This is a genomic window from Janibacter sp. RAF52 (assembly GCF_052114035.1).
Lineage (GTDB): Bacteria > Actinomycetota > Actinomycetes > Actinomycetales > Dermatophilaceae > Janibacter > Janibacter hoylei.
On sequence record NZ_JBFRDY010000001.1, the window covers coordinates 57,248 to 82,918 of the forward strand.

At 71.6% G+C, this 25,671-nt stretch carries 20 protein-coding genes and 2 tRNA genes; 11 read left to right on the top strand and 11 right to left on the bottom strand.

The annotated features are described in order from the left end of the window. Window positions 1–269 precede the first annotated feature (269 nt). Window positions 270–1,850, top strand: coding sequence for a citramalate synthase (gene cimA, locus AB4Y78_RS00265; protein ID WP_441713826.1), 1,581 nt, complete (start codon window positions 270–272; stop codon window positions 1,848–1,850). A gap of 43 nt (window positions 1,851–1,893) precedes the next feature. Here the strand turns inward: cimA and AB4Y78_RS00270 are convergent, their stop codons facing one another. Then, window positions 1,894–5,313 (bottom strand): proline dehydrogenase family protein, encoded by a 3,420-nt coding sequence (locus AB4Y78_RS00270; RefSeq protein ID WP_441713827.1) that lies wholly within the window; start codon window positions 5,311–5,313, stop codon window positions 1,894–1,896. A 227-nt stretch (window positions 5,314–5,540) separates the two neighbouring features. On the opposite strand from AB4Y78_RS00270, the gene AB4Y78_RS00275 reads away from it, so the two are divergent. Then, window positions 5,541–7,646: a catalase gene (locus AB4Y78_RS00275; protein ID WP_441713828.1), complete on the top strand. Its 2,106-nt coding sequence runs from the start codon at window positions 5,541–5,543 to the stop codon at window positions 7,644–7,646. Window positions 7,647–7,670: 24 nt separating this feature from the next. Then, window positions 7,671–8,852: a zinc-dependent alcohol dehydrogenase gene (locus AB4Y78_RS00280; RefSeq protein WP_441736807.1), complete on the top strand. Its 1,182-nt coding sequence runs from the start codon at window positions 7,671–7,673 to the stop codon at window positions 8,850–8,852. 206 nt (window positions 8,853–9,058) lie between these two features. Here AB4Y78_RS00280 and AB4Y78_RS00285 read toward each other — a convergent pair whose 3' ends face one another. The 8 genes from AB4Y78_RS00285 to AB4Y78_RS00320 all read right to left on the bottom strand — a co-directional run bounded on the left by AB4Y78_RS00285 (window position 9,059) and on the right by AB4Y78_RS00320 (window position 16,378). Then, complete coding sequence (locus AB4Y78_RS00285; protein WP_040881314.1) at window positions 9,059–9,736, bottom strand: helix-turn-helix transcriptional regulator; 678 nt, start codon at window positions 9,734–9,736, stop codon at window positions 9,059–9,061. 31 nt (window positions 9,737–9,767) lie between these two features. Beyond that, window positions 9,768–10,613 carry a glycosyltransferase family 2 protein gene (locus tag AB4Y78_RS00290; RefSeq protein ID WP_128277432.1) on the bottom strand — a complete coding sequence of 282 codons (846 nt, stop codon included), beginning with the start codon at window positions 10,611–10,613 and terminating at the stop codon, window positions 9,768–9,770. Beyond that, window positions 10,606–11,649 carry a glycosyltransferase gene (locus tag AB4Y78_RS00295; RefSeq protein ID WP_441713830.1) on the bottom strand — a complete coding sequence of 348 codons (1,044 nt, stop codon included), beginning with the start codon at window positions 11,647–11,649 and terminating at the stop codon, window positions 10,606–10,608. The genes AB4Y78_RS00290 and AB4Y78_RS00295 overlap by 8 nt, the downstream gene beginning before the upstream one ends. Further along, complete coding sequence (locus tag AB4Y78_RS00300) at window positions 11,646–12,728, bottom strand: glycosyltransferase (protein ID WP_441713831.1); 1,083 nt, start codon at window positions 12,726–12,728, stop codon at window positions 11,646–11,648. Before AB4Y78_RS00300 ends, AB4Y78_RS00295 begins: the two co-directional genes overlap by 4 nt. Next, window positions 12,728–13,426 carry a glycosyltransferase gene (locus tag AB4Y78_RS00305; protein WP_238148250.1) on the bottom strand — a complete coding sequence of 233 codons (699 nt, stop codon included), beginning with the start codon at window positions 13,424–13,426 and terminating at the stop codon, window positions 12,728–12,730. Before AB4Y78_RS00305 ends, AB4Y78_RS00300 begins: the two co-directional genes overlap by 1 nt. Continuing rightward, window positions 13,423–14,712, bottom strand: coding sequence for a bifunctional PIG-L family deacetylase/class I SAM-dependent methyltransferase (locus AB4Y78_RS00310; protein ID WP_259909836.1), 1,290 nt, complete (start codon window positions 14,710–14,712; stop codon window positions 13,423–13,425). Before AB4Y78_RS00310 ends, AB4Y78_RS00305 begins: the two co-directional genes overlap by 4 nt. 71 nt (window positions 14,713–14,783) lie before the next feature. Further along, the gene (locus AB4Y78_RS00315; RefSeq protein ID WP_441713832.1) at window positions 14,784–15,842 is read right to left on the bottom strand and encodes an acyl-CoA dehydrogenase; all 1,059 of its coding nucleotides are present in this window, start codon (window positions 15,840–15,842) and stop codon (window positions 14,784–14,786) included. Beyond that, window positions 15,839–16,378, bottom strand: a complete 540-nt coding sequence (locus AB4Y78_RS00320) for a hypothetical protein (RefSeq protein ID WP_007927891.1) — start codon at window positions 16,376–16,378, stop codon at window positions 15,839–15,841. Before AB4Y78_RS00320 ends, AB4Y78_RS00315 begins: the two co-directional genes overlap by 4 nt. Before the next feature lie 86 nt (window positions 16,379–16,464). Here AB4Y78_RS00320 and AB4Y78_RS00325 point away from each other — a divergent pair, with 86 nt between their 5' ends. Next, window positions 16,465–17,613 (top strand): PucR family transcriptional regulator, encoded by a 1,149-nt coding sequence (locus AB4Y78_RS00325; protein WP_441713833.1) that lies wholly within the window; start codon window positions 16,465–16,467, stop codon window positions 17,611–17,613. 44 nt (window positions 17,614–17,657) lie between these two features. Here the strand turns inward: AB4Y78_RS00325 and AB4Y78_RS00330 are convergent, their stop codons facing one another. Beyond that, window positions 17,658–18,542, bottom strand: coding sequence for a 3-methyladenine DNA glycosylase (locus AB4Y78_RS00330; protein WP_441736809.1), 885 nt, complete (start codon window positions 18,540–18,542; stop codon window positions 17,658–17,660). 36 nt (window positions 18,543–18,578) lie between these two features. Here AB4Y78_RS00330 and AB4Y78_RS00335 point away from each other — a divergent pair, with 36 nt between their 5' ends. From AB4Y78_RS00335 to AB4Y78_RS00360, 6 genes are all read left to right on the top strand, one after another. Then, window positions 18,579–19,355 (top strand): fumarylacetoacetate hydrolase family protein, encoded by a 777-nt coding sequence (locus AB4Y78_RS00335; protein WP_007927884.1) that lies wholly within the window; start codon window positions 18,579–18,581, stop codon window positions 19,353–19,355. A 12-nt stretch (window positions 19,356–19,367) separates the two neighbouring features. After that, window positions 19,368–19,703: a YnfA family protein gene (locus AB4Y78_RS00340; protein WP_259909841.1), complete on the top strand. Its 336-nt coding sequence runs from the start codon at window positions 19,368–19,370 to the stop codon at window positions 19,701–19,703. A 129-nt stretch (window positions 19,704–19,832) separates the two neighbouring features. After that, a complete protein-coding gene (locus AB4Y78_RS00345) occupies window positions 19,833–21,089 on the top strand; it encodes a WXG100 family type VII secretion target (protein ID WP_441713835.1) in 1,257 nt (418 codons plus the stop codon). Window positions 21,090–21,122: 33 nt separating this feature from the next. Next, window positions 21,123–22,673 (top strand): glutamate--tRNA ligase, encoded by a 1,551-nt coding sequence (gene gltX, locus AB4Y78_RS00350; protein ID WP_441713836.1) that lies wholly within the window; start codon window positions 21,123–21,125, stop codon window positions 22,671–22,673. Window positions 22,674–22,769: 96 nt separating this feature from the next. Further along, window positions 22,770–22,841, top strand: a tRNA-Gln gene (locus AB4Y78_RS00355). A 98-nt stretch (window positions 22,842–22,939) separates the two neighbouring features. Then, window positions 22,940–23,012, top strand: a tRNA-Glu gene (locus AB4Y78_RS00360). A gap of 354 nt (window positions 23,013–23,366) precedes the next feature. On the opposite strand, the gene AB4Y78_RS00365 is transcribed toward AB4Y78_RS00360, so the two are convergent. Further along, the gene (locus AB4Y78_RS00365; protein ID WP_007927877.1) at window positions 23,367–24,116 is read right to left on the bottom strand and encodes an IclR family transcriptional regulator; all 750 of its coding nucleotides are present in this window, start codon (window positions 24,114–24,116) and stop codon (window positions 23,367–23,369) included. A gap of 120 nt (window positions 24,117–24,236) precedes the next feature. On the opposite strand from AB4Y78_RS00365, the gene leuC reads away from it, so the two are divergent. Further along, complete coding sequence (gene leuC, locus AB4Y78_RS00370; protein WP_282069741.1) at window positions 24,237–25,661, top strand: 3-isopropylmalate dehydratase large subunit; 1,425 nt, start codon at window positions 24,237–24,239, stop codon at window positions 25,659–25,661. Window positions 25,662–25,671: the final 10 nt, after the last annotated feature.

Sequence of the window (25,671 nt, forward strand, 5' to 3'; positions counted from 1 at the left end):
TCGTGGGACGGTGCCATGGTGATCAGGTGATGCCCCAGATGACGACCCGCGCTGCCACCGCAGCCGAGCTCATTATCTAGGCGCGACGAGCCACCTGCTCGTCGCGCGGACCTCCCACACCCGGGGGGTCTTTCGCTTTTCTCGGGCAGGAGACGAGACGAGCGGACGGGTCCGGAGCATCACCCCCGCCACGGACGGGCGCGACGAGCAGGTGTCACACTCACCGCGGAGGCGAGTGCCTCCCTTCGCCCCAACCGGAAGAACCCACGATGCACGGCTTCCACGTCTACGACACGACCATGCGCGACGGTGCCCAGCAGGAGGGCATCAACCTCTCGGTCGTGGACAAGCTGACGATCGCCCGTCACCTCGACGACCTCGGTGTCACCCACATCGAAGGGGGGTGGCCGGGGGCCAACCCCAACGACACCGAGTTCTTCCGCCGGGCTCGCACTGAGCTGCAGCTGCACACGGCGACGCTCGCCGCCTTCGGCGCCACCCGGCGCGCCGGCGGCTTCGCCGCCACCGACCCGCAGGTGCAGGCGCTGCTCGACTCCGGCGCCGAGGTCATCACCCTCGTCGCCAAGATGCACCCGGGGCACGTCGAGCGGGCGCTGAAGACCACCCGCGACGAAAACCTCGCGATGATCGCCGACACCGTGACCCACCTCGTGGGTCAGGCCCGGACCGTCATCGTCGACGGCGAGCACTTCTTCGACGGCTACCACCTCGACCGCGACTACGCACTCGCCTGCGTGCGCGCCGCACACGAGGCCGGCGCCGAGGTCGTCGCCCTGTGCGACACCAACGGCGGCATGCTGCCCGGCCAGGTGAGCGCGGCCGTCGCCGACGTCATCGAGGCGACCGGGGCGCGGCTGGGCATTCACTGCCACAACGACACCGGCTGCGCGGTGGCCAACACGATGGCCGCGGTCGAGGCCGGCGCCGACCACGTCCAGGGCACGGTCAACGCCTACGGCGAGCGCACCGGCAATGCCGACCTCATCACCGTCGTCGCCAACCTCCAGCTCAAGCTCGGCATGGACCTCGTCGAGCCGCACCGCCTGCAGGACGCGACACGCATCGCGCACGCGGTGAGCGAGGTGACCAACTTCCCGCACTTCTCCCGGCAGCCCTACGTCGGCTCGGGCGCCTTCGCGCACAAGGCCGGTCTGCACGCGAGCGCGATCAAGGTCGACCCCGACCTCTACCAGCACATCGAGCCCAAGGACGTGGGCAACGACATGCGCATGCTCGTCTCCGACATGGCCGGGCGGGCGACGGTGGAGCTGAAGAGCCGGGAGTTCGGCGTCGACCTCGCCGGCGACGACGCGGCGCTCGCGCGCGTGCTCGCCAAGGTCAAGGATCTCGAGCAGCGGGGCTACACCTTCGACGCGGCGGACGCGAGCTTCGAGTTGCTGCTGCGGCGTGAGGTGCAGGAGGAGTCGCTGGAGTACGCGCAGGTCGAGTCCTGGCGGATCATGATCGACGCCCGCGGTGGGGCCGACGCACTCTCGGAGTCGACGGTCAAGGCGACCGCGGGCGGGCAGCGCTTCGTCGCGACGGGGGAGGGCAACGGCCCGGTCAACGCGCTCGACCAGGGTCTGCGCCACGCTCTCGTCGCGGTCTACCCGGAGATCGAGCGGATCGAGCTCATCGACTACAAGGTGCGCATCCTCGATGCCGCCCACGGCACCGACGCGACGACGCGGGTGCTCATCGAGCACAGCGACGAGCACACCTCGTGGACGACCGTCGGCGTGGCGCCCAACATCGTCGAGGCCTCGTGGGAGGCACTACTCGACGGCATCACCTACGGCCTGATGCGCGCCGGGGTGCCCGTGCGCTGACCCGCGCAAGGGTCAGGCCAGGACCTCCACCCGCTGGCAGCGATCAGCCCGCCACGTGACCGAAGCGATGCCGGGTGGTGCTCACGGCCTGCTCCCGGACGAAGGGGAGCAGCTCGCGGCGTCCGGTCGCCAGGACCTCGCCGGTGATGACGTCGACACCACCGGCGACGAGGTCGTCGACGAGGGTGGGCGGGACCTCGCCGATGGCGCGCACGCGCACGTCGGCGGTCGCGCGGGCCCGCACGAGGCAGGCCGCCTCGTCCTCGGTGACGACCTGCACGTGGCCGAGGCTCGCCGGAAGGTCGAGGGATGGGTCGGCGGAGACGACGACGCGGGCTCGGGTGAGGGTGGCGGCTGCGACGAGGCGCAGCACCTCGACCGGTCGCGCCCCGGCGCCGGCGCGCACGAGCACCCGCGGGTGCGGGCGGTAGCGGAAGACGTTGGTCTCCACGACCAGCGCGCTCTCGTCGTGCTCGACCCCGAGCTCGTCCGCCCAGGCGGCCGCATCGCTCGCGAGCGCCGACTCGAGCCAGGCGCGCTCCTCGTCGGTGACCGTGTCGCCGAGTCCGGCGAGCTGCGCGTCGACGGTGGCGCGGACCGCGGAGGCGACGGACGCCCCCTTCGTCGGGACGCCGTCGGCGGACCACGTGCCGAGCTGGGCGACGTAGTTGGGGCCGCCCGCCTTGGCGCCGGGACCGATCGAGCTGGCCTTCCACCCCCCGAAGGACTGGCGGCGCACGATCGCGCCGGTGATGTGCCGGTTGACATAGGCATTGCCGACCTCGACCGCTTCGGTCCAGCGCTCGATCTCCTCCTCGTCGAGGCTGTGCAGGCCACCGGTCAGGCCGAAGGCGGTCGCATTCTGCAGCTCGAGCGCCTCGTCGAGGGAGTCCGCGCGCATGAGCCCGAGCACCGGTCCGAAGACCTCGGTGAGGTGGAAGAAGGAGCCGGGGCGCACGCCGTCCTTGACGCCCGGCGACCAGAGCCGGCCGGTGTCGTCGAGGCGACGCGGCTGCACGAGCCAGCGCTCGCCCGGCTCCAGGGTCGTCAGCGCGCGGAGCAGCTTGCCGCTCGGCACCTCGATGACCGGGCCCATGCGGGTGTCGAGGTCCGCCGGCCACCCGACGGCGATCGACTCGACCGCGTCGACGAGCTGACGGCGGAATCGCTCGGAGTCGGCGACCGACCCGACGAGGATGCCGAGCGAGGCGGCCGAGCACTTCTGACCGGCGTGGCCGAAGGCCGAGGAGACGAGGTCGGCGACGGCCAGGTCGAGGTCGGCTGACGGGGTGACGACGAGCGCGTTCTTGCCCGAGGTCTCGCCGAGGACGCCGGCCCCGTGCTCGCGTCCGGCGCGCCAGCCGGCGAAGAGCCGCGCGGTCTCGCTAGCGCCGGTGAGCACGACGGTGTCGACGTCGGGGTGGGCGACGAGGTGCTGACCGATCTCGTCCTCGTCGGTGCGCACGACGTGCAGCACCTCGCGGGGGATCCCGGCGGCGTGCAGCGCCGCGACGGTCGCCTCGACGCACACCGGCGTCTGCGGCGCCGGCTTGATGACGACGGCGGAGCCCGCGGCGAGTGCAGCCAGGACACCGCCGATGGGGATGGCGACGGGGAAGTTCCATGGCGGCGTCACGAGCGTCAGGGCGAAGGGGGTGAAGCGCGCCCCGTCGGCCATCGCCCCGTCCTCGAGCTCGAGGGCGCGGTCGGCGTAGTAGCGCGCGAAGTCGACGGCCTCGGAGATCTCCGGGTCGGCCTCGGCGGCGGTCTTGCCCGCCTCGGCGGCCATGATCGCGAGCAGTTCCTCGCGGCGGTCGTCGATCTCGCGAGCGGCCTTGCGCAGCAGGTCTGCTCGCTCGGCGGCAGGCCGCGCGGCCCAGCCCTCGTGGGCAGTGCGGGCGGTGGCGACGACCTCGTCGACGGCGGCGGTGCTGCCCAGGTGAGGTGAGGTCGGCTCGGGCCGGGGTGCGGCGACGGCCCGGGCAGCCCACTCGCGGGTGGCCGGCAGCGCCGGGTCGGAGTCAGGCGTGTTGTCGAAGTGGTCGCCGATGGGTGCCCGCTCGGCGGAGCGGCGCGGCCCGACGGGCGTGGAGCCGATGGCCTCGACGCTCGTCCGGAAGCGAGCCTCCTGGTCGGGCATCGCCGACGGGTCGTCGGCGAAGGAGGCGTGCAGGTAGTTTTCCGGCGACGCGGTCTCCTCGAGGCGGCGCACGAGGTAGGAGACAGCGGCGTCGAAGTCCTGGGGGGCGACGACTGGCGTGTAGAGGATGACGGTGCCCACCTCGTCGCGCACGGCGCGGGCCTGGGCGGGGGACATGCCCTGCAGCATCTCGACGTCGAGCGCGGCCGAGACGCCGCGGTGCTGAGCGAGCAGGTGGGCGGCGGCGACGTCGTAGAGGTTGTGCGAGGCGACGCCGAGGCGCAGCGCGCCCGCGAGCTCGGGGCGCAGGGCCCGCTCGATGCAGCGCAGGTAGTTGGCGTCGACATCCCCCTTCGTCGGGTAGGGGGCCTGCTCCCAGCCGTGCATGACGGCCTCGACCCGCTCCATGGCGAGGTTGGCGCCCTTGACGAGGCGGACCTTGATCGGGGCGCCACCGGCCGCGCGGCGGGCGAGGGCGAAGTCGACGAGCCGCTCGAGGGCGGGCAGCGCGTCGGGCAGGTAGGCCTGCAGGACGATGCCGGCCTCGAGGTCGTGGAACTGCGGCTCGGACAGGAGGGTCGTGAAGACCTCCATCGTCATCTCGAGGTCGCGGTACTCCTCCATGTCGAGGTTGACGAAGGCGTGCGGCGTCGAGGCCCGGGCCGTCTCGTAGAGGGGGCGCAGGCGGGTCAGGCAGCGCTCGACGGTGCCCGCCGTGTCCCACGTGCTGATCTGGCTGACGAGCGAGGAGACCTTGATCGACGCGTAGTCGACGTCGGGGCGCTCGAGGATCTCGCGGGTGCGCTCGGTGCGCGAGGAGGCCTCGCCCTCGCCGAGCACGGCCTCGCCGAGGAGGTTGATGTTGAGGCGGAAGCCGTCCTCGCGGGCGGCGGCCAGGTGACGGCCGAGCCTGGGGTCGCGGGCGTCGACGATGAGGTGGCCGACCATCTGTTTCATCCGCGCGCGGGCGGCGGGCACGACGACCTTGGGCGCGATCCGCGCGGCGCGGGCGCCGAGGCCGAGCAGGCTGCGGTCGAGCGGGCCGAGGAAGGAGGCGGCGTCCGAGGCGGTGATCCGGTTGAGGGCGGTGGCCGCGACCCGGTCGTCCTCGGGCCGGGCGACCCGGTCGACGAAGAAGACGGCGAGGTCGAGCCCCTCGTGGTCGGACAGGAGCGCGGCGAGCTGGCCGGTCGACTGCGCCTCCCGCTTCGTCTCCCCGGCGCTGGCCGCGGCGGACCAGCGGGCGGCGAGGGCGATGGCCTCCTCGACGAAGGGGGCGAACGCGGCGGTGGCCGGGTCGGTCTGGACGGGTGTCGTCGTCATGCTCTCGACGGTAGGCGCGCGACGTGGCGATGACCACAGCCAGACGTCTGCCCCAAGCCGCTCATCGACATACATCTGTCTGGTCGGCACGGTCGGGGTCTGTGTGACACGCGTCCTGTCTCCACCCCTTGGGAGGTAGTGCCTCGGGCATCCCCTGCCTAGCGTCGAAGGAGACGTCGACCCGGCCGCGGGTTCCTGAACGTCGCCAGCCTGAGGAGGTCATCTCGATGCCCACGACGAAGCGCACCACCAACCACGACGCCGATCCACCTGCCGACGACGGCGTCGGTGCCGGCGGCGAGACCCACCAGCGAGCAGGCGGCGATAGCCCGGTCATGACGTCGGCGCACGGCGTCCCGATCGAGGACGACAACAACTCACTGCGAGCGGGTGGGCGTGGTCCGACCCTCATGTCCGACCACGCGTTCCGCGAGAAGCTCTTCCACTTCGACCACGAGCGCATCCCCGAGCGAGTGGTCCACGCGCGTGGCTACGGAGCTCACGGGGTCTTCGAGTGCCACGAGTCGCTCGCCGACATCACACGTGCCAGCATCTTCGCCTCGGCCGGCAAGAAGACCGAGACCTTCGTCCGCTTCTCCACCGTGGCCGGCAACCTCGGCTCCTTCGACCTCGCGCGGGACGTGCGCGGGTTCGCCACGAAGTTCTACACCGACGAGGGCAACTGGGACCTCGTCGGCAACAACATCCCGGTCTTCTTCATCCAAGACGCCGTGAAGTTCCCCGACCTGGTCCACGCAGTCAAGGAGGAGCCGGACCGCGGTTTCCCGCAGGCGCAGAGCGCCCACGACACCTTCTGGGACTTCGCCTCGCTCATGCCCGAGTCGACCCACATGACGCTGTGGCAGATGTCGGACCGAGCCATCCCGCGCTCTTTCCGCATGATGGAGGGCTTCGGTGTCCACACCTTCCGCTTCATCAACGACGCCGGCGACAGCTCCTTCGTGAAGTTCCACTGGAAGCCCGTGCTGGGCATGCAGTCCGTGGTCTGGAACGAGGCGGTCAAGATCAACGGCGCCGACCCCGACTTCCACCGCCGCGACCTCTTCGACGCCATCACCGTCGGCGACTTCCCGCAGTGGGAGCTGGGTGTGCAGGTCTTCGACGACGCCTTCGCCGACGAGTTCGACTTCGACGTCCTCGACGCGACCAAGCTCATCCCCGAGGAGCTCATCCCGGTCCGGACTGTTGGCACGATGACCCTGGACCGGCTCGTCGACAACGTCTTCGCCGAGGTCGAGCAGGTCGCCTTCATGACGCAGAACGTGCCGCCGGGCATCGACTTCAGCAACGACCCCCTGCTCCAGGGCCGCAACTTCTCCTACCTCGACACCCAGCTGAAGAGGCTCGGCAGCACCAACTTCAGCCAGCTGCCGGTCAACGCGCCCCGGTGCCCCGTCGCTCACTTCCAGCGCGACGGTCACATGCAGATGTCACCGCAGCCTGGTCGGGCGGCCTACGAGCCGAACTCCTTCAGCGGCGAGGACCGAGGGCCGCGCGAGGTGGGTGCGCAGGGACAGCAACCCTTCCCCGACGAGGTCGAGGGCCAGACCCGGCGCGTGCGCAGCGCGTCCTTTGCCGATCACTACAGTCAGGCCCGGCAGTTCTACGTCAGCCAGACGCCGGTCGAGCAGGAGCACATCGTCCTCGCGTACACCTTCGAGCTGGGCAAGTGCGAGATCCCGGCCATCAGGTCACGGATGATCGCCAACCTGCGCAATGTCGACGAGGACCTCGCCGCTGGCGTGGCCGCGGGCCTGCGGATGCCCCTCCCGGAGGCCTCCGTCCCGGCCGCGGAGCCCATCAGGGATCTGCCGCCGAGCCCCGCTCTGAGCATCCTTGCCAACGCCAAGGAGACCTTCGCCGGCCGCAAGCTGGGGCTGCTGGTCGGCGACGGCGCGGACGCGGCCGCGGTCAAGCGTCTGCGCAAGGCCATGACGAAGGCAGGCGGCATCTGCGAGGTCGTCGCCAAGGCCGTCGGGGGCGCCACGCTGTCCGACGACTCGCTGCTCGAGGCGACGCAGGCCGTCGCCGGCGCCCCCTCGGTGCTGTACGACGCGATCGCGGTCCTGACGGGGCCCGACGGTGGAGCCGTCCTGGCCGACGAGCCAGCAGCGCGTGACTTCCTCACCGACGCCTTCAACCACTACAAGGTCATCGGGCTCGGCGGCGCCACCGATGCTCTCGTCGCGGCGGCCGGTCTCAGCGACAAGCTCGACGCGGCCTGCCTGGGCCTGGACACGGCCAAGGACAACACGACATTCCTGTCGAGGATCGCCGGACCACGCCAGTGGGACCGCGACCTCGACGCCTGAGACACCACGACGGAGAGGCACCACATGAAGGCACTCACCTGGCAAGGCCGCAGCGACGTCCGCATCGACGACGTCCCCGACCCTCGCATCGAGCACCCGACCGACGCGGTCATCCGTGTCACATCGACGGCGATCTGCGGATCCGACCTCCATCTCTACGACCCACTCGGCCCCTTCCTGTCGAAGGGAGACATCCTCGGCCACGAGACCATGGGCATCGTCGAGGAGGTGGGGTCGGAGGTCACCCACATCTCGGTGGGCGACCGGGTCGTCGTCCCCTTCAACATCTCGTGCGGGCACTGCTGGATGTGCCAGCGCGGATTCATGGCCCAGTGCGAGACCACGCAGGTGCGCGAGCAGGGCATGGGGGCCTCGCTCTTCGGTTTCACCGAGCTCTACGGCTCCGTCCCGGGGGGCCAGGCGGAGTACCTGCGCGTCCCGCAGGCACAGTTCGGCCCGATCCTCGTCCCCGAGGGCGTGGCCGACGAGCGGTTCCTGTACCTCTCCGACATCCTCCCGACCGCTTGGCAGGGGGTGGAATACGCCGACGTGCCCGACGGGGGCAGCCTCGCCGTCATCGGGCTGGGACCGGTCGGCCTGATGGCGGTCGCCATCGCGACCCAGCGTGGCCTGCAGGTCATCGGCGTGGACAACGTGCCGGAGCGGCTGGCACGAGCGCGCCAGTACGGCGCGGCAGTCATCAACACCGACGAGACCGATGACGTGCCGGGCGCGATCCGCGAGCTCACCGACGGCCGCGGGGTCGACGGCTCCCTGGACGCGGTCGGGATGGAGGCCCACGGCGCACCCGTGGCCGAGACCGCCATCAAGGCCGTCGGCTTGGTCCCGGATGTCCTGGCCAAGCCGATGATGAAGACGGTCGGCATCGACCGCCTCGCCGCACTGCGCACGGCGATCGGAGCCGTCCGACGTTCGGGCACGGTCTCGGTGAGCGGCGTCTACGGCGGGATGGCCGACCCCCTACCGATGATGGAGATCTTCGACAAGGGTCTGGCTCTGCGCATGGGCCAGTGCCACGTCAAGCGGTGGATCGACGACATCATGCCGCTCGTGCTCGAGGACGGCGACCCCCTCGGTCTCGAGGCGTTTGCGACCCACCGACTGCCGCTGACACAGGCTCCTGACGCGTACTCGATGTTCCAGAAGAAGCAGGACGGCTGCATCAAGGTCGTGCTGAAGCCGTGACCGCAGCACGAGTGGCCGGGGCCCCACGCGGTCTCGGCCACTCGTGACGCGCTGCGCCCGCGATCGACGCGGTGCTGGCCGGTCGCTCGCCGATCGAGCTGACACCCCAGTCGTGGGTGGGCAGGCGGGTACACGGTGTCGCGCCGCGCGCCGGCTCAACCCGATCGATCCGGTCGAAGGGGGTCGCAGCGCGGCAGCGCGTCGGGTCAGTAGTCGGCGGGCGTGGGCGGCGCCTCGAGGACGATCCGCTTGCGTGTCGGGGCCATGCCGTTGTCGATCCCCCAGAGGACGGCCTGGCTGCGGCTGTCCACGCCCATCGTCCGGTACGCGGAGCGGATGTAGGACTTGACCGAGTTGATGCTCAGGCACGTCCGCTCCGCGATGGCGTTGTTGCTCAGACCGGCGGTCACGAGAGCGATGATCTCTGACTCACGAGGCGTCAGGCCGGCCGCGCGGCCGGGCCAGTAGTTGGTGGGGAGCGTGGAGTCCGGCTGGAAGGGGATGACCCGCAGATGCCCTTCGTGAGCCTTGGTCAGCTCCATGACGAGATCCTCCGCGCTGACCGACTTGGAGATCGCCGTGGTGACCCCGCGGGCCCGAGCTGACTCGATGAGGTCCTCGGACAGATGCCAGGTGAAGAGGACCACCTGCCCGATGTGGGGGGCGGCGCACAAGACGTCGAGGTCGTCACCGTCGAACGCGGTGCGGGCGTAGGTGTCGTACAGCGCGATGTCGACCGGTTGAGCCACCGTGGTCCCTGCATCCAGCTCGACGACCCTGACGACGTCGGCGTAGGGCTCGAGCATGGCGGCGACTCCTTGGATGATCAGCTCGTGATCGTTGATCAGGGCGACCCTCAAGGGGCCACGTGCAGGGGCGCTCATGCGCTGACCATAGCCGCGGTCACCGACTCGGTCAGGCTCGGGTCTCGTTGCCGTCCGCCGTCGCGACGAGCACGATCTTGCCGGGACGACGGATGATGCGGCCCTGCCTCTCGAACTCGTCGAGCCACCCCGACATGGGCCACTCGTGCCAACGTCGCCAGTAGATCGATGCATTGCGCACGATGTCGACGAGATGCTCGACCGGCGGCCGTGACACCGGGTGATGCTGGTGGTAGGCATGGGCGCCTCCGACCCAGACCAGCTCGACACCTCGCTCGCGGGCGACCCGACCGAGGTCGGTGTCCTCGGCCCCGTAGCCGACGTACTCCTCGGCAAAGCCTCCCAGCAGGTCCCAGGTGGACGCTTTGACCGCGAAGCTCAATGACCAGAAGAGCTCGTGCGAGCCGTCGCGCTGGATCGTGTCGGGCGCTGGTGCCGGCCGGGCGGGGTGGGGGTCGGTCAGGTCGTCGAGCCTGCGGGCGTCGTCCGGGACCCGGACGCCTTCGTCGAGGTAGGTCACCGGTCCGCAGAGCAGGGCCTGAGGAACTTTCTCGGCAGCGATCTCGTAGGAGCTCACCAGACGTGGTCCGGGCACACAGTCCACGTCGAGCAGGATCACCAGGTCCGCGCCGGAGCGCAGCGCTGCCCGCACCCCGATGTTGCGTGCTCGCGCGAGGGGGAGACCGCGAGGATCGCGCTCGACATGGATGACGGTCACGCTCGGCTGGCCAGCGACGACGTCGTCGATGGCGTGGTCGTCCATGGCCACGATGATGTGCGGCGTCCCGGGGGAGACGTCGCGCAGGATCCTGCGCTGCTCGCGCAGGTGCGCGTGCCGGCCGTGGACGACGGTCACGATCACGATGTGCTCAGCCACCGGCCACCGCCTCGACCAGCGCGGCCGCCCGGTCGACGGCACCTGCGCACTCCCACCGCACCCACCCCCGGCCGCCTCGCGCCAAGGCCGTGTCGAGCGCGCAGGCCCAGTCGATCGTGTCGAGGTCCTCGGGCCGGACCGCGGTCGCAAGACCTGCGGCGTCGAGGGTCGCGGCCATGTGCTCCTGCTCCTCGTAGGGTCGGCGCTGTGGCACGACCAATGCCGCCACACCGGCAGCGGCGACGTCAGCCACGGCGTTCTGCCCGCCGTGGGTGACCACGACGTCCGCGCGAGCGATCAGGCTGCGCACGTCCGGGACCCAGACGTCTCCGCCCGCGACCTGCCAGTCGAGGTGTGGGGCCGAGCGGACGATGCTCATCGGCAGGTCTCCGCGGTCGAATCCCTCGGAGCCCGAGAGGATGAGACCCGTGGCGCGACGCACGCCGTCCCGGGCGTTCGTCCGGTGCCGGCCTGCCGAGGCGATGGCTGCTCGCGGGCCGCGGGCTAGTCCTCCCACGGCCACGACGCGTGCGGCGAAGGTCTCGGTCGACCACAGCTGCGTGTGGGCCCACTCCGGCCATGGGGCGAGAACGGCGGTGGCTGCGGCCAGAGCGCTCTGGTGCGGCGCGTCGCGCCGCAGTCCCGGCTGTGCCACGACGATGACCGGGACACCGAGGAGTCGGACGAGCACGGTCACCTCGCACGAGACGTCCACGACGACGACGTCGGGCTCGTGCACCTGGATCCACCGTGCAATGGTCGTCATGCGCTCGCTGAATCCCCGGTGGCCCAACGGTGCCCAGTGCATGAGGCCGCGCATCGTCACGTCGGCGTCGCTGGCCGATGCGCCGTCGGCGAGAGGAGCGTCGTGGGGCAGCGGCACGGACTCGAGTCCGGCGGCGCGCGTGGCGGCCAGGTCCAGCTCTGAGCCGAGGAGGGTCACATCGACCCCGTGCGTGGCCAGCCGACGGCCAACGAGCATCGCTCGGGTGCGGTGCCCGGAGCCGTGGTGGTGCACGTACCAGCCGACCTTCACGCTCGGCCTCGTCCCGAGCCGACGAGCTCGCGGTACAGGCTCGCGTACTCGTGCACCATCCGCTCCGAGCCCAGGTCCCTCAGGGCGGCGTGGCGCACGCCCTCGCGGGGGAGCGAAGCCGCTGCGTCCACGCCGTCGCTCAGTCCCCGGACGATGCTGTCGGCGTCCCCCCGGGCACTCACGAGGACGCCGATCTCTGGGGTGACGAACTCTGCGAGACCACCCCGATCCAGAGCGATGACCGGGGTTCCCCAGGTCGCAGACTCCGCCGCGACGAGGCCGAAGGGTTCTTCCCACCGCGGGGTGAGCAAGGTCGCCGCGCTGGCGCGCACGAGCGCGGCCAACTCGGAGTGCGGCAGATGTCCGGCGTACCTCACACGATCGTCGAGCTGGGGCGCGATGACGTCGTCGAACCACGCCTGCTCGCTCACCGGGCCGACGATGGTCAGGCGCCGCCCGGCTCGTCGCGCGGCGGAGATGGCGAGGTCGCATCCTTTGGTGTGCGTCAGACGGCCGACCCACACCAGGTCCTCGCCCCCTGCGCCCGAGCCGCCGCCGTCGTCGGCGACCCCGTTGTGGATGACCCTCGGGCGGGTGGGCAGCGTGCTCCAGTCTGCCGCGTTGGTGCGGCTGACGCAGACGTACTCGACGCGCGGGCTCGCCAGGGCGACCCCGAGCTCCATCCAGGGGAAGGGGGGAGTGTGCAGCGTCGTCACCAGTGGTGCGGCCACCGCCGGGCTGAAAGCCAGCGGGAGGAAGTTCAGGCTCTGGTTGTGGACCACGTCGACGGGCCTGGCGAGGAGGTCGACGACAGCCGCGGTGAAGGCCGCGTGGTCGCGCAGGAAGTCGGGCTCGGGCAACTGGGGGTCGAGCGCGGCCACGGCACTGAGGTCGGGCAGACCGCGATAGGGGACGAGCTCGTCGGCGACACCGGGGTCGCTGCCCGCGGGCGCGTACATCCGCACGTGGTGCCCGAGCTCCCGCAGTCCGCGCGCCAGCAGCGCAGTGTGCGACTCCTGGCCACCGGCATAGGGCTCGGCGATGGGGTGACGCGAGGTGGCGAGCATGGCGATGCGCACTAGCCCACCTCGTCCGCGAGGTCGGTGAGGTACTCCGCAAAACCACCCCGGCACCGACCGTTCCGACGGGCCGAGGAGGACACTCGCACCGTGTCCGTCGCCACCCATGACGGCGTGTGAGCGCGGATGCGCCGCACGAGGTCGACGTCCTCGTCGCTCGCCATCGCGCGGAACCCTCCGATGGCGAGGTAGGTGCTCGCACGCAGGCCCAGGTTGGCGCCGTGCACGTGAGGGTGCCCTTCGACCAGGTGGTGCCGGGCGCGCCATTCCATCAGCACGCGCGAGTCGGTCAGACCGCGCGGCTCGACGGTGCCGATGACCGCGTCATGGGTCCGGGAGAGGTCGATGTGTCCGACCAGCCAGTGCGGGGGGACGACGGTGTCGGCATCGGTCGAGGCGAGCCAGAGGTCATCGACACCGATCTGAAGGGCCGCGGCGGTTCTCAGGGCAGCGGTGGCCCCACTGCGTCGGGCGGCGCCGACATTGCCGTGGTCGACGCTGAGGCTGCGGACACCCGCTCGGCGGACGACCGACGCGGAGCCGTCGACGGAGCGGTCGAGCACGACCGTGACGTCGATCATCACCTCGGGATGGACGGTGCTCGCCCGGCGCCGAGCGGCGTCGATGCTGGCCAGTGCCTCGGGGAGCAGCACCTCCTCGTTGCGTGCGGGCACGACGACGTGCAGGGCGCGGATCATCGGGACGCCTCGTAGACGTCGATGAGGACGTCCTCCTCGACGAGGGTGACCACCGACCAGCGGTCACACACGGCGCGGACCTGAGCGTGCACGCGGGGGCCGTCCGAGGGGATCTCGCGGGTCGCGTGCCGCCAGCTCACCAGGACGAGCTCACCGCCGGGAGCGAGCCGCTCGATGAGACCGCCGAGGGTGAGCCACAGCTCGAAGGGCGTGAGGAAGTAGCCGACCTCGGACATCACCACGAGGTCGAAGGGTCCGCTCAGCTCGGTGATGATGGAGGGGGCCTCGCCCCTGATCCAGGTCAGGCCGCTCGGTGCGTCGCGAGCAGCGATGTCGAGTGCGCGCTGACTGACGTCGATCGCCACGACGTCACCCGACCGCGACGCGAGGTCGCGCGTGAGCGCACCCGTGGAGCATCCGAGGTCGAGCACCCGTTCGTACCGCTCGCGTCGCAGGACGGCCGTGGTCAGGGCACGTTTGCGCCGCTCGTACCAGGTGTCGCTCGACCAGGGGTCCTCGCCGCAGTCGAACATCGCGTCGAACGTGGCGGGGCGCTGCGAACTCGGCGCATCGGGGCGCAGGTTGCCGCGGTCGGGCAGGACCAGGGTGGTGAAGCCACGCACGGTCGGCGCCAGCACTGCGTCCGTCAGCAACGCCTCGTCACCCGCGGCCGTCGAGAGCGGCTGGACCTGGCTGTGATGCCGCTGGACCGCCCGCGTGCGACGGGACTGGGCGTCCAAGGTCGCGTCGACGGCGACGAGGTCCGACCACGGCAGCAGGTCGGGTTCGCCCCAGTGCCAGAACCACACCAGGTAGTGGGCCAGGTTGACCCCCGCCTCTCCGGCGGACGTCCGGGAGAGGACCGCGGTGCGGGTTGCGCGACCAGCAGCGTCATGATCGGGGTGTCCGTCCGACGTCCACGGGGCCAGGACGAGGGTGCCCGCGGAGCAGAAGGAGGCGACGGCAGCCGAGATCTCCTCCTGGCGCTCTGCGAGGCCGCCGTCGGGGAGCCCGACGTGCACGACGTGTGCGGCCGGCGCGAGTTCAGCGGCGGCTCGCTCGCCCTCGGCGCGCCGACGAGCGCCCAGGTCCTCACGGCTCACCGTGGAGGAGCGAGGGTGCGACGCCTCCCCGCTGGTCAGGATCAGCAGCGTCACGTCCACGCCGAGCGCGGCGGCATCGGCGATGAAGGCCCCGGCGCCCAAGCACTCGTCGTCCGGGTGGGCTGCCACGACGAGTAGGTGGTGGTGGTCGCCGATGACGGCACGCGTCGTGGGTGTCCTCACCGATGACCATCGAGGGTCGCCCACCCACCGCAGCTCGCCGTCGGGGTGGTCCAGGCGTGGCGTCCGGGTGGTCATCGTGCGGCTTCGACGAGCAGCGCTCCGGTGCGCGCCAGGTCGCGGTCGCCATGGTGCTGCCGGACGTAGACGGTGAGGTCCGCGACCCGACGGGCGTGCTCCTCGTCGAAGGTCAGCGGAGCCGGCCCCAGCGCCCGAGCCACCTCGGTCAGGCAGACGTGGGCGGCGGACGCTGCCGCGTCGCGGGCCCGGGCGGCCATGAAGGCGCCCGCCGCACCCGTGGCCGTCCCCGCGTCGATCGCGGCGGCTGCCGCCCGCAGCTCCAACTCGGCGGCCCGCAGAGCCCGGTCGAGGCGCCCGAGGTGCCAGGTCGCGATCTGATCGGGCTCCCGGCGACATGCAGCGTCGAGCACGCGCTGCGCGAGGGCTGCCGCAGCTCCGAACCACACGGCCGCCACGGCGACCCCACCCCACGCGAATCCCGGTCGGGTCAGGTACCACCCGGCCGGGCCGACGGGGGTCGCTGGGACGTCGTGCAGGTCCAGGCCGGTGCTGCGCACGTCCACGAGCCCGCGCGAAGCCCAGGACGCGTCGTCCCGTCGGATGCCGGGGTGCGACAGGTCGACGGCGAAGGCCTGCCGCCGCTCGGCGGACACGTGCGCGGTGATGATTGCGTGGCTGACGTGGGCCGCGAGCGAGCACCACGGTTTGCTCCCCGACAGACGCCAGCCCGCATCCGAGCGGGTGGCGTCCAGATGGGTGTCCGGGGAGTGGGCCGCGTAGACGCCCCAGGTGCTGCCCCGCGGTGCGCTGACGGTCACGTCGCCACCGTCGGCGCCAGGGTGTGCGGCGGCCGCCTGCGCCAGGATGCTCAGCGCATCGAGGTGCGGCTCGACGACCCGGGCGACGGTGAGATCGCCGGCGCCGAGGGAGCCCAGGGATTGCAGGTAGGACCATGTGCTCGTCCCCAGGTGGGAGGAGAGCGGGCTCAGGTCGATCGCCAGCGACAGTGCCGCCGGGATGTCTGCCGCCACGTCGCGGGCGGCGAGGACGAGGTCTTGGTCCGCCCAAGCCAAGAAGCTGAAGGGCCGCGAGGCGGCCGTGCTGGTCGTCATGAACGTCGCAGCGACGACGCGCGATCGAGGAGACCGGCCGGACCACGCTGCTGCTCGCCGAGGGCGGCGTCCAGGACGAGCAGGCCGCCCGTCGCCATCGGGGTGGCCCACTGGAGCCAGCGCATACGGGCAGAGAGGTCGCGGACGCGCTGGGCCGCCTCCGGGTCCCGGTCGCCGGCCTCTTGGGCACGACCGAGCCGGGCCCCCTCGCGATACGCGGCGGCGCTCGCGACCAGCGCGACGCCGGTGAGAGCCGTCTTCACGACGACTGCAGTTGTGGTCGGTGGGTGGACCACGACGCGCCGTTTGTTGTCGGCGACGATCGCCAGCCCGCTCAGGAGGTGCACGCCGATCGCGCCGGCCTGCACAGGTCCCCACGAGGTCCACCCTTCGTCGGCGATGCGTGAGCGCTCCTGAGCGCTGTCGCCCACTCGTGATGCAGGGTTGAGAGCGACGGCGCCCATGAGCGAACCGCCGAACCAGGCGGCGTTGGTGACAAGGTGCGCGGCCCGGACCGTGGTGCTGTAGATCGTCATCTCTCGACAGTAGGAAGGGCGGGCCCGGGCTGCAACACCCCTAGGGGTGGCCTGGTGCAGTGGGCCGCTCCGCCTACATTTGTCCGATGGCCGATCTGCAGGACCTCGTCGACGAGGCCTCCGCGATCCTCCTCGCCCCGGTGACCCTCGAGGACCGTCGTTTCCGGCTGCTCGCCTTCGCCGCGCACGCCGGTGACGCCGACAGCGTGCGGGTCGAGACCGTCATGTCGAGGGGTGCGCACCCGAGTACTCGGGAGTGGTTCGAGGCCTTCGGCATCGCGCGGGCGAGCGGCCCGGTGCACATCCCGGCGGACCCGGAGCGGGGGACGGGTGCCCGGCTGTGCCTGCCGGCCCGCTGGCACGGGGTCGTCCAGGGCTACCTGTGGGCGGTCGAGCCGCCGGGGGGCCTGTCGGCGGAGCGCGTGACGGCGGCTGGCGTGGTGGCCGATCGCGCGGGGGAGCACTTCGCCCGGCTGGTCTCCCGTCGCCGCGAGACCGAGCGGCTCGTCCTCGACCTCGTCGCGGCCGGTCCGCGCTCGGGGAGCGGCCCGGCCCGCGAGCTCGCGGACGAGCTGGCCGTCGACCCGAGCGTCCGGGCGGCCGTCGTCGTGCTCGGGGCGGCGCCCGGCACCCGCCTGCGCGCCGACGAGGTGCACGGCCCGGGCGGGCTGCCGCGTCACGTCGGGGTCGCCGAGCGATCCGGTGACCTCGTGCTCGTCGTCCCCGCGGCCGGGGAGGCGGAGGTGCACGAGGAGGCACAGGCGGCGCTGCAGGTGCTCGGTCGGGTCAACCAGGCGCACGTCGTCGCGGGTGTGGGTGAGCTCGTGCCGCTGCCCGAGGTCGCGAGCTCGCTGCGGGAGGCGCGGGCCGCCCTTCGCGTCGTGCGGCCGGCCCCCGGCGACATCGACCGTCCGCCGGCCGCCGCCCGCGTCCACCCGTGGGCCGCGCTCGGCATCGAGCGGCTGCTCGGCACGACCGCGGGTGACGAGCTGCTCGCCGCGGTGCGCACGCCCGCGGTGGCCGAGCTGCTCTCCGCCGCACCGGATCTCGTCGAGACCGCCTGGGCCCACCTCGAAGGGGGCTGCTCCGTCGCCGCGACCTCGGCCCATCTCGGCCTGCACCGGCAGAGCGTCTACGCGCGGCTGCGGCGGATCGAGGCGATCACCGGTCTCGACCTCTCGCGCGGGCGCGACCGCCTCGAGCTGCACCTCGGCCTGCTCGTCCTGCGCCCCTGAGCCCGCATGTCCCTAGGGAAATGCGCACTCCAGCCCGCATTTCCCTAGGGAAATGCGGACTCGGGCGCGGCGAGCAGCCGGTCGCAGACGTCGACGAGCTCTCGCCGCAGCGCGTTGGAGGTCGTCATCAGCTCACGCTGCCGGGCGACGTACTCCGCCTTGCCCTGCGGCGTCTCGATCGCGACGGGGTCCAGCCCGAAGCCCGACACGTCGTACGGCGAGGCCTGCATGTCGAGCCGGCGCACCTGCAGCGCATGCCGGAAGGCGCGCAGCGTCAGCTCCGAGGGCACAGCCGGCGCGAGCTTGAAGCACCACTTGTAGACGTCCATGCCGGCGTGCAGGCAGGCCGGCTGCTCGTGCTCGACCTGGTCCTCACGGGTGGGGCGAAGGGAGTTCAGCTCCACCGCGTCGGGGGTGAAGAAGCGGTAGGCGTCGTGGTGGCTGCACCGGATCCGGTGGCCGTCGACGACCGCGTCGGTCGCCTCCTGCCCCAGACGAAGGGGGAGCTGCTCGTGCCGCTGCTCGCCGGGCTGGAGGTGGTAGACCATCGCCCACTCGTGCAGGCCGAAGCAGTCGTGGGTGCCGGGGCGCGACAGCGTCGCGAGGAGCAGGTCCCGCACGAAGGCGACGGTCCGCCCCCTTCGCCCGACGAGGCCGTCGAGGTCGAGCCGGGCGACGCCCCCGCTCACGACGTAGCCGGAGCGGTCGGCGTACTCCGGCGCGTCGCGCAGGGCGACGCCCGGGCCGGGGTGCCATCGGCGCAGCTGGCTCGGCCGGTGCGCGTAGTACTCGAAGAGGAAGTCCTCGACCGGGTGCCGCTCGCCCCGGGCGCGGCGCTCGCGGTGCCCGGCCGTCAGCTCGTCGACGGCGGTGGCGTGCTCGCGGGCACGCGTCGTCCACTCGTCGCGGGTCAGGGTCGTCGGGAGCATCGCACCACAGGGTAGGCAGTCGCCTAGGGTGGACTCGTGCGCATCGCGAGATACACCCAAGGTGACGACCCCGTCTACGGGCTCGTCGACGCAGACGGCAAGAAGATCGCGGAGGTGACCGGCGACCCGCTCTACCAGCGGATCGAGCTCACCGGCAGGACGACGACGGTCGACGAGGTGCGGCTGCTCGCACCCGTCATCCCGCGCAGCAAGATCATCGGCATCGGGCGCAACTACGCCGACCACGCCGCCGAGATGGGCAACGACGTGCCCGAGGAGCCGATGATGTTCCTCGTGCCCAACACGGCGGTCGTGGGCCCCGACGACCCGGTCGTCATCCCGACCGCCCTGACCTCCGAGGTCCACTACGAGGGTGAGCTCGCGGTGATCATCGGCCGGATGTGCAAGGACATCCAGCCCGAGGAGGCCAAGAAGGTCATCTTCGGCTACACCATCGCCAACGACGTCTCGGCGCGTGACCTGCAGCGCGGCGACGGCCAGTGGGCGCGGGCCAAGGGCATGGACACCTTCTGCCCGCTCGGCCCGTGGATCGAGACCGACCTCGACCCGCAGGACGTGTCGATCACGACCCTGCGCGACGGCGAGGTCGTCCAGGACGGCCACAGCTCGGACATGGTCCACGGCGTCGCGGCCCTGATCAGCCACGCCTCCCGGTCCTTCACCCTGCTGCCCGGCGACGTCATCCTCACCGGCACCCCGGCGGGGGTCGGCCCGGTGACGGCCGGTCAGCGGGTCGACGTCGAGATCGACGCCATCGGCACGCTGTCCAACCCTTTCGTCGCGTCCGAGTGACGCGCGGCTGACATGGACGTCGCCCGCTCGGTCCCGCTCTTCGTCCTCGCGGCGGTCCTCGAGATCGGCGGGGCCTGGCTCGTCTGGCAGGGCGTGCGCGAGCACCGCGGCTGGGTGTGGGTCGGGGCCGGCGTGCTCGCGCTCGGGCTCTACGGCGTCGTCGCGACGCTCCAGCCCGACGCCAACTTCGGGCGGATCCTCGCCGCCTACGGCGGGGTCTTCGTCGCCGGGTCGCTGCTGTGGGCCATGGCCCTCGACGGCTTTCGCCCCGACCGCTGGGACGTCGCCGGCGCGCTGATCTGCTTGGCCGGCGTCGCCGTCATCATGTACGCACCCCGGTCAAGCTGACCCCCTGCGGCCCACCCGGTGAAGGCGTCGTCCTGAGGTGCGACGGAGGAGCCTCGAAGGGGGGAGTCCTCCCCATGTCGCCACCGGTCACCCGCCGCTACGGTCGTCTCATCCACGGCGGGAGCGACGATGACCCTGACCCACGGCACCGATGCCGAGCGACTGCGCGAGGTCGCCTCGCGACTCGACGACGAGGCCGCTCGCGTGGCCCGGGTGCACGCCGACGGCACGACCCGGCTCGGCCTGCTCACCGCCGCCTGGCAGGGGAGCGACCTCGACGACTTCCGGCAGGAGTGGCGGCTCGCCGAGCGGGCCCTCGGCGACTGCACGACCCGGCTGACGACGGTGGCCCGCGCACTGCGGGCGCAGGCGGACGAGCAGGTCGCGGCGAGCGGTGGCTCAGGTGGCGCACCCGCCACACCGTCCACCCCGGGCCCGGCCGCACCGCGGACCGGACCTCCCACGCCGGACCCGCGGACCGGGTCGAGCTTCGACGAGGACGTGCGCGGCACGGAGGGGCAGCCGGTCGATCGTGACCTGTGGGCGCTGGCCCACCACGTCTACGGTCCCGACAACGGGCTCTACGACCACCCGCTGCTGCACGACAGCCAGCCCGACCTGCCCGAGGGGTACTCCGAGGTGTCGGACGACGACCTGCACGCCCTGGGCATCGACACCGCCACCTTCGAGGACGCGGGCAGCGGCCTGCAGTCAGCGCTCTACCGCACGGCCGACGGGGGATACGTGCTCGCCTTCCGCGGCAGCGACTCCGAGCTGTCGGACTGGTTGGACAACGGCCGGCAGGGTGTGGGGTTGCCCGCCCAGCAGTACACCCAGGCGATGGCCCTGGCCCAGCAGGTCGACGTGGCGACGGGCGGAGAGGTCACCTTCACCGGACACTCGCTCGGTGGTGGTCTGGCCGCGGCGGCGGCGATGGCCACGGGTCAGCCCGCGGTGACCTTCGACGCGGCCGGCGTGCACGACAACACCGCGGAGGCGGCGGCCGAGCTGCGCGGTGGGGGAGCGACGGCGGCCTCGGTCCTGGCGGCGACGGACCAGGGGCAGATCCGCACCTACAGCACGTCGACCGACATCCTCACCCAGCAGCAGCAGAGCGGGCCGCTGTCGGGGCTCATGCCCGACGCGCCCGGCACCCAGATCGTCCTCGAGACCCCGCAGAGCGCCCAGGGCGACGCCGTCGTGCGGACGGGCGCGATCATCGGCACGATGGTCGGCGCCGTCACCTCCGGATTCGACCTCAACCCCTTCGACACCGCACGTGACATCGCCGAGGGGGCGCAGACCGGTGCGGACCTCGGCGCGGGCGTGTGGGGTCACCACTGGGACCCGATGGAGCAGGCACTCGAGGAGCGCTACCCCGACTGACCCGGCCGGTGACGGCGATACGATCGGGCCATCATGAGCGACTCCTCCGCACACGCTGCACCCTCCGCGTCCTCCGTCCGCCTGCGCGTCGCGCCCTCGCCGACCGGCGACCCCCATGTCGGCACCGCCTACATGGCCCTCTTCAACCTCGCCTTCGCGCGGCAGCAGGGTGGCCAGTTCGTCCTGCGCATCGAGGACACCGACCGGTCCCGTTTCAACGAGACGAGCGAGCAGCAGCTCTACGACACGCTCGGGTGGCTCGGCCTGCGCTGGGACGAGGGCCCCGACGTCGGCGGCCCCTACGCGCCCTACCGGCAGAGCGAGCGTCTGGAGACCTACCGGCCGTACGTCGACAAGCTCATCGAGGACGGCCACGCCTACTACTGCTGGTGCTCCACCGAGCGCCTCACGGCCATGCGTGAGAAGCAGCAGAAGCTCAAGCTGCCCACCGGCTACGACCGCCTGTGCGTCGGCAAGACGCGTGAGGAGCGCGCCGAGCTCGAGGGCTTCAACGAGACCCCGGTCGTGCGCATGCTCGTGCCCGACGACGCGCCGACGACCTTCGAGGACGTCATCCGCGGCACCGTCTCCGCGCCGCGCCCCGACGACCAGGTGATCCTCAAGGCCGACGGCTTCCCGACCTACCACATGGCCGTCGTCGTCGACGACCACGAGATGGGCATCACCCACGTCGTGCGCGGCGAGGAGTGGATCTCCTCGACGCCCAAGCACGTGCTGCTCTACCAGTGGCTCGGCCTCGAGCCGCCGAAGTTTGCCCACATGCCGCTGCTGCGCAACACCAACAAGTCGAAGATCTCCAAGCGCAAGAACCCCGAGGCCCGCCTCACGTGGTTCCAGGAGCAGGGCTACCTGCCCGAGGCCGTCGTCAACTTCCTCGGCCTGCTGGCCTACCCACCGGCGAAGGGGGAGGACGGCCAGGACGTCGAGAAGTTCACCTTCGAGGAGTTCAGCCGCGACTTCGCGTGGAGCAAGGTCAACACCGTCGGCCCGATCTTCGACCTCAAGAAGCTCGAGTGGCTCAACGGCGCGTGGATCCGCGACCTCGACCTGACCGACTTCACCGCGCGGCTGCAGCCCTACCTGCAGGCCGACGGGGTGCTCGGCGACAACCCCTCGCTGGGTGAGCTGGCCCGGCTGAAGTCGGTCGCCGAGCTCATCCAGACGCGCATCGCGCTGCTCACCGAGGCGAGCGCCCTGGTGCGGCCCTTCTACACAGCCGACGCCGACCTGCAGATCGACGAGGACGCGCGTGCAGGCCTGAAGGACAACGCCGGGGAGGTGCTCGACGCGGCGATCGGCGCGCTCGAGGCGCTGCACGTGCCGGCCGGGGTCCTCTCCGAGGAGAGCCGGGCGGGCAACGAGTGGCACGCCGAGCAGATCGAGGCGACGCTGCGCGAGGCGATCGTCGACGGCATGGGCATCAAGCCGCGCTTCGCTTTCGGGCCGCTGCGCACGGCCGTGTCGGGGGCGCGGATCAGCCCGCCGCTCTTCGAGTCGATGGAGATCCTGGGGCAGCACTCGACGCTCGCGCGCCTGCGCGCGCTGCGCTCCTCGCTGGGCTGATCGGGGCGATTTGGGGTGACGCCCTTTCGCGGGTAGCATCGTCACTCGGTTCACAGGCCGCGCGGACTTCGGTCCGAAGGGTCGGTGATACCCCCTTGGGGTATGGTGTAATTGGCAACACGGCTGATTCTGGTTCAGTTGTTCTAGGTTCGAGTCCTGGTACCCCAGCGCTGAGAGCGGTTCGCCGCTCGATTTCGGAAAGAGCCCCCTTCGGGTTAAAGTTCTCTCCGTTGCCCAGCCGGTCAGCCGGTTTGGGAAGCACATATGGCCCCGTTGTGTAGTGGCCTAGCACGCCGCCCTCTCAAGGCGGTAGCGCGGGTTCGAATCCCGTCGGGGCTACATCGGTCGAAGGCCCCCGCTCTGAAGAGCGGGGGCCTTCGTCGTGTGCGGGAGCGCATCCGCTCCGGTCTCATGTCAGCCGCTACCGATCAGGAGACATGGCGCGCTGCTGATGTCCTTCGTGGTCGTGTGCTCACCTCGTCCTTCACGACATCGGCTTGACGCTGCGCCACGCCTCCTGCCCGTCCGCTCCTGCTCGGGGGCGGACGCGTCCGAGCAGGTGGCCGGCGTCATTGTTGTCGCCCGGTTGCCCTCCTCGGGGCAGCCAGGTGGCATTGACGACGCCGGGTGGCGTCAACGACGACAGGCGGGGCGAAGGGGGGGAGTGCCCCCCCTTCGCCCTGTGCTCCGTCTTCACTCGGTGTCGCGGTCGGCGGCCTCGGCCGCCTTGGCGTGCTTCTCCAGGACCTCGGTCAGCTTGTTGGCGCCGGCGATGACGGTCGCGGCGTGCAGGCGACCGGGCTGGCGGGAGAGGCGCTCGATCGGGCCCGAGATCGACACGGCGGCGATGACCCGTCCGCTGGGGGAGCGGACGGGGGCCGAGACGGAGGCGACGCCCGCCTCGCGCTCACCGACGCTCTGCGCCCACCCGCGGCGGCGCACCGCCGAGAGCATCGTCGCGGTGAAGGCCGCCTCCTGCAGGCCGCGGTGCAGCCGGTCGGGCTCCTCCCACGCGAGCAGGACCTGGGCGGCGGAGCCGGCCTGCATCGACAGCGTCGCGCCGACGGGGATCGAGTCGCGCAGACCGACCGGGCGCTCCGCGGCCGAGACGCACACACGGTGCTCGCCCTGGCGGCGGAAGAGCTGCGCCGACTCGTTGGTGTGGTCGCGCAGGGCGCCGAGGACGGGGTTGGCGGCGACGAGGAGCTTGTCCTCGCCGGCCGAGGCGGCCAGCTCGCCGAGGCGTGGACCGAGGACGAAGCGCCCCTGCATGTCGCGCGCGACGAGTCGGTGGTGCTCGAGGGCGACCGCGAGGCGATGTGCCGTGGGGCGTGCCAGACCGGTGGCCGCGACGAGCTGGGCGAGGGTCGAGGGACCCGCTTCGAGAGCGCCCAGCACGACGGCGGCCTTGTCGAGAACGCCAACTCCGCTACCGTTGTCCATGGAGTGATATTGACATCTCATGTCGTGAGACGCAAGATCCGGGTCGCTGGCGACGTGCGAATGTCGGCAGCGACACACCCCCGCGCACACATCGCGGAACCGCTTGGAGGGAAGAGGCACATGGCTGGAACGCTGGCCGAAAAGGTCTGGGGCGAGCACGTCGTCCGACACGTCGACGGAGAGCCCGACCTGCTCTACATCGACCTGCACCTCCTCCACGAGGTGACGAGCCCGCAGGCCTTCGAGGGCCTGCGCATCGCCGGCCGGCCCGTGCGCCGTCCCGACCTCACGCTCGCGACCGAGGACCACAACGTCCCGACGACCCCCGGGCCGATCACCGACCCGGTGAGCAAGGTCCAGGTCGACACCCTGCGCGACAACTGCGCGGAGTTCGGTGTGCGGCTGTACCCGATGGGCGACGCCGAGCAGGGCATCGTCCACGTCGTCGGGCCGCAGCTCGGCTTGACCCAGCCCGGCATGACGGTCGTCTGCGGCGACAGCCACACGAGCACCCACGGCGCCTTCGGTGCGCTGGCCTTCGGCATCGGCACGAGCGAGGTCGAGCACGTCCTCGCGACGCAGACCCTCTCGCTCAACCCCTTCAAGACGATGGCGATCAACGTCCGCGGCAAGCTGCAGCCCGGCGTGACCGCCAAGGACATCATCCTCGCCGTCATCGCCAAGATCGGCACCGGCGGTGGGCAGGGCTATGTGCTCGAGTACCGCGGCGAGGCCATTGAGGCCCTGTCGATGGAGGCACGCATGACCGTGTGCAACATGTCGATCGAGGCCGGCGCCCGCGCGGGCATGATCGCCCCCGACGACGTGACCTTCGACTACCTCAAGGGCCGCGACCACGCCCCGACCGGCGCCGACTGGGACGCCGCCGTCGAGCACTGGCGCACCCTGCGCACCGACGACGACGCCGTCTTCGACGCCGAGGTCGACATCGACGCCTCGACGCTCACCCCCTTCGTCACGTGGGGCACCAACCCGGGCCAGGGCTCGCCGCTCGGCGAGGCCGTGCCGGACCCCGCCGCGATCGCCGACGACACCGAGCGGGTCGCCGCCGCCAAGGCCCTGGAGTACATGGGGCTCACGGCCGGCACCCCGCTGCGCGAGGTCGCCGTCGACACCGTCTTCGTCGGCTCGTGCACCAACGGTCGGATCGAGGACCTGCGCGCCGCCGCCGAGGTCATCAAGGGACGCCGCGTCGCCGACTCCGTGCGCATGCTCGTCGTGCCCGGCTCCGCCCGCGTCCGCCTGCAGGCCGAGGCCGAGGGCCTGGACCAGGTCTTCACCGACGCCGGTGCCGAGTGGCGCCTGCCCGGCTGCTCGATGTGCCTCGGCATGAACCCCGACACCCTCGCGCCGGGGGAGCGGTCGGCCTCGACGAGCAACCGCAACTTCGAGGGGCGCCAGGGCAAGGGTGGCCGGACCCACCTCGTCAGCCCGCTCGTCGCCGCGGCGACCGCGGTGCGCGGCACTCTGTCGAGCCCCGCGGACCTGGAGTCCGACGCCCCCGCCAGCCTCGAGACGGTCTGAGGAGCACGCC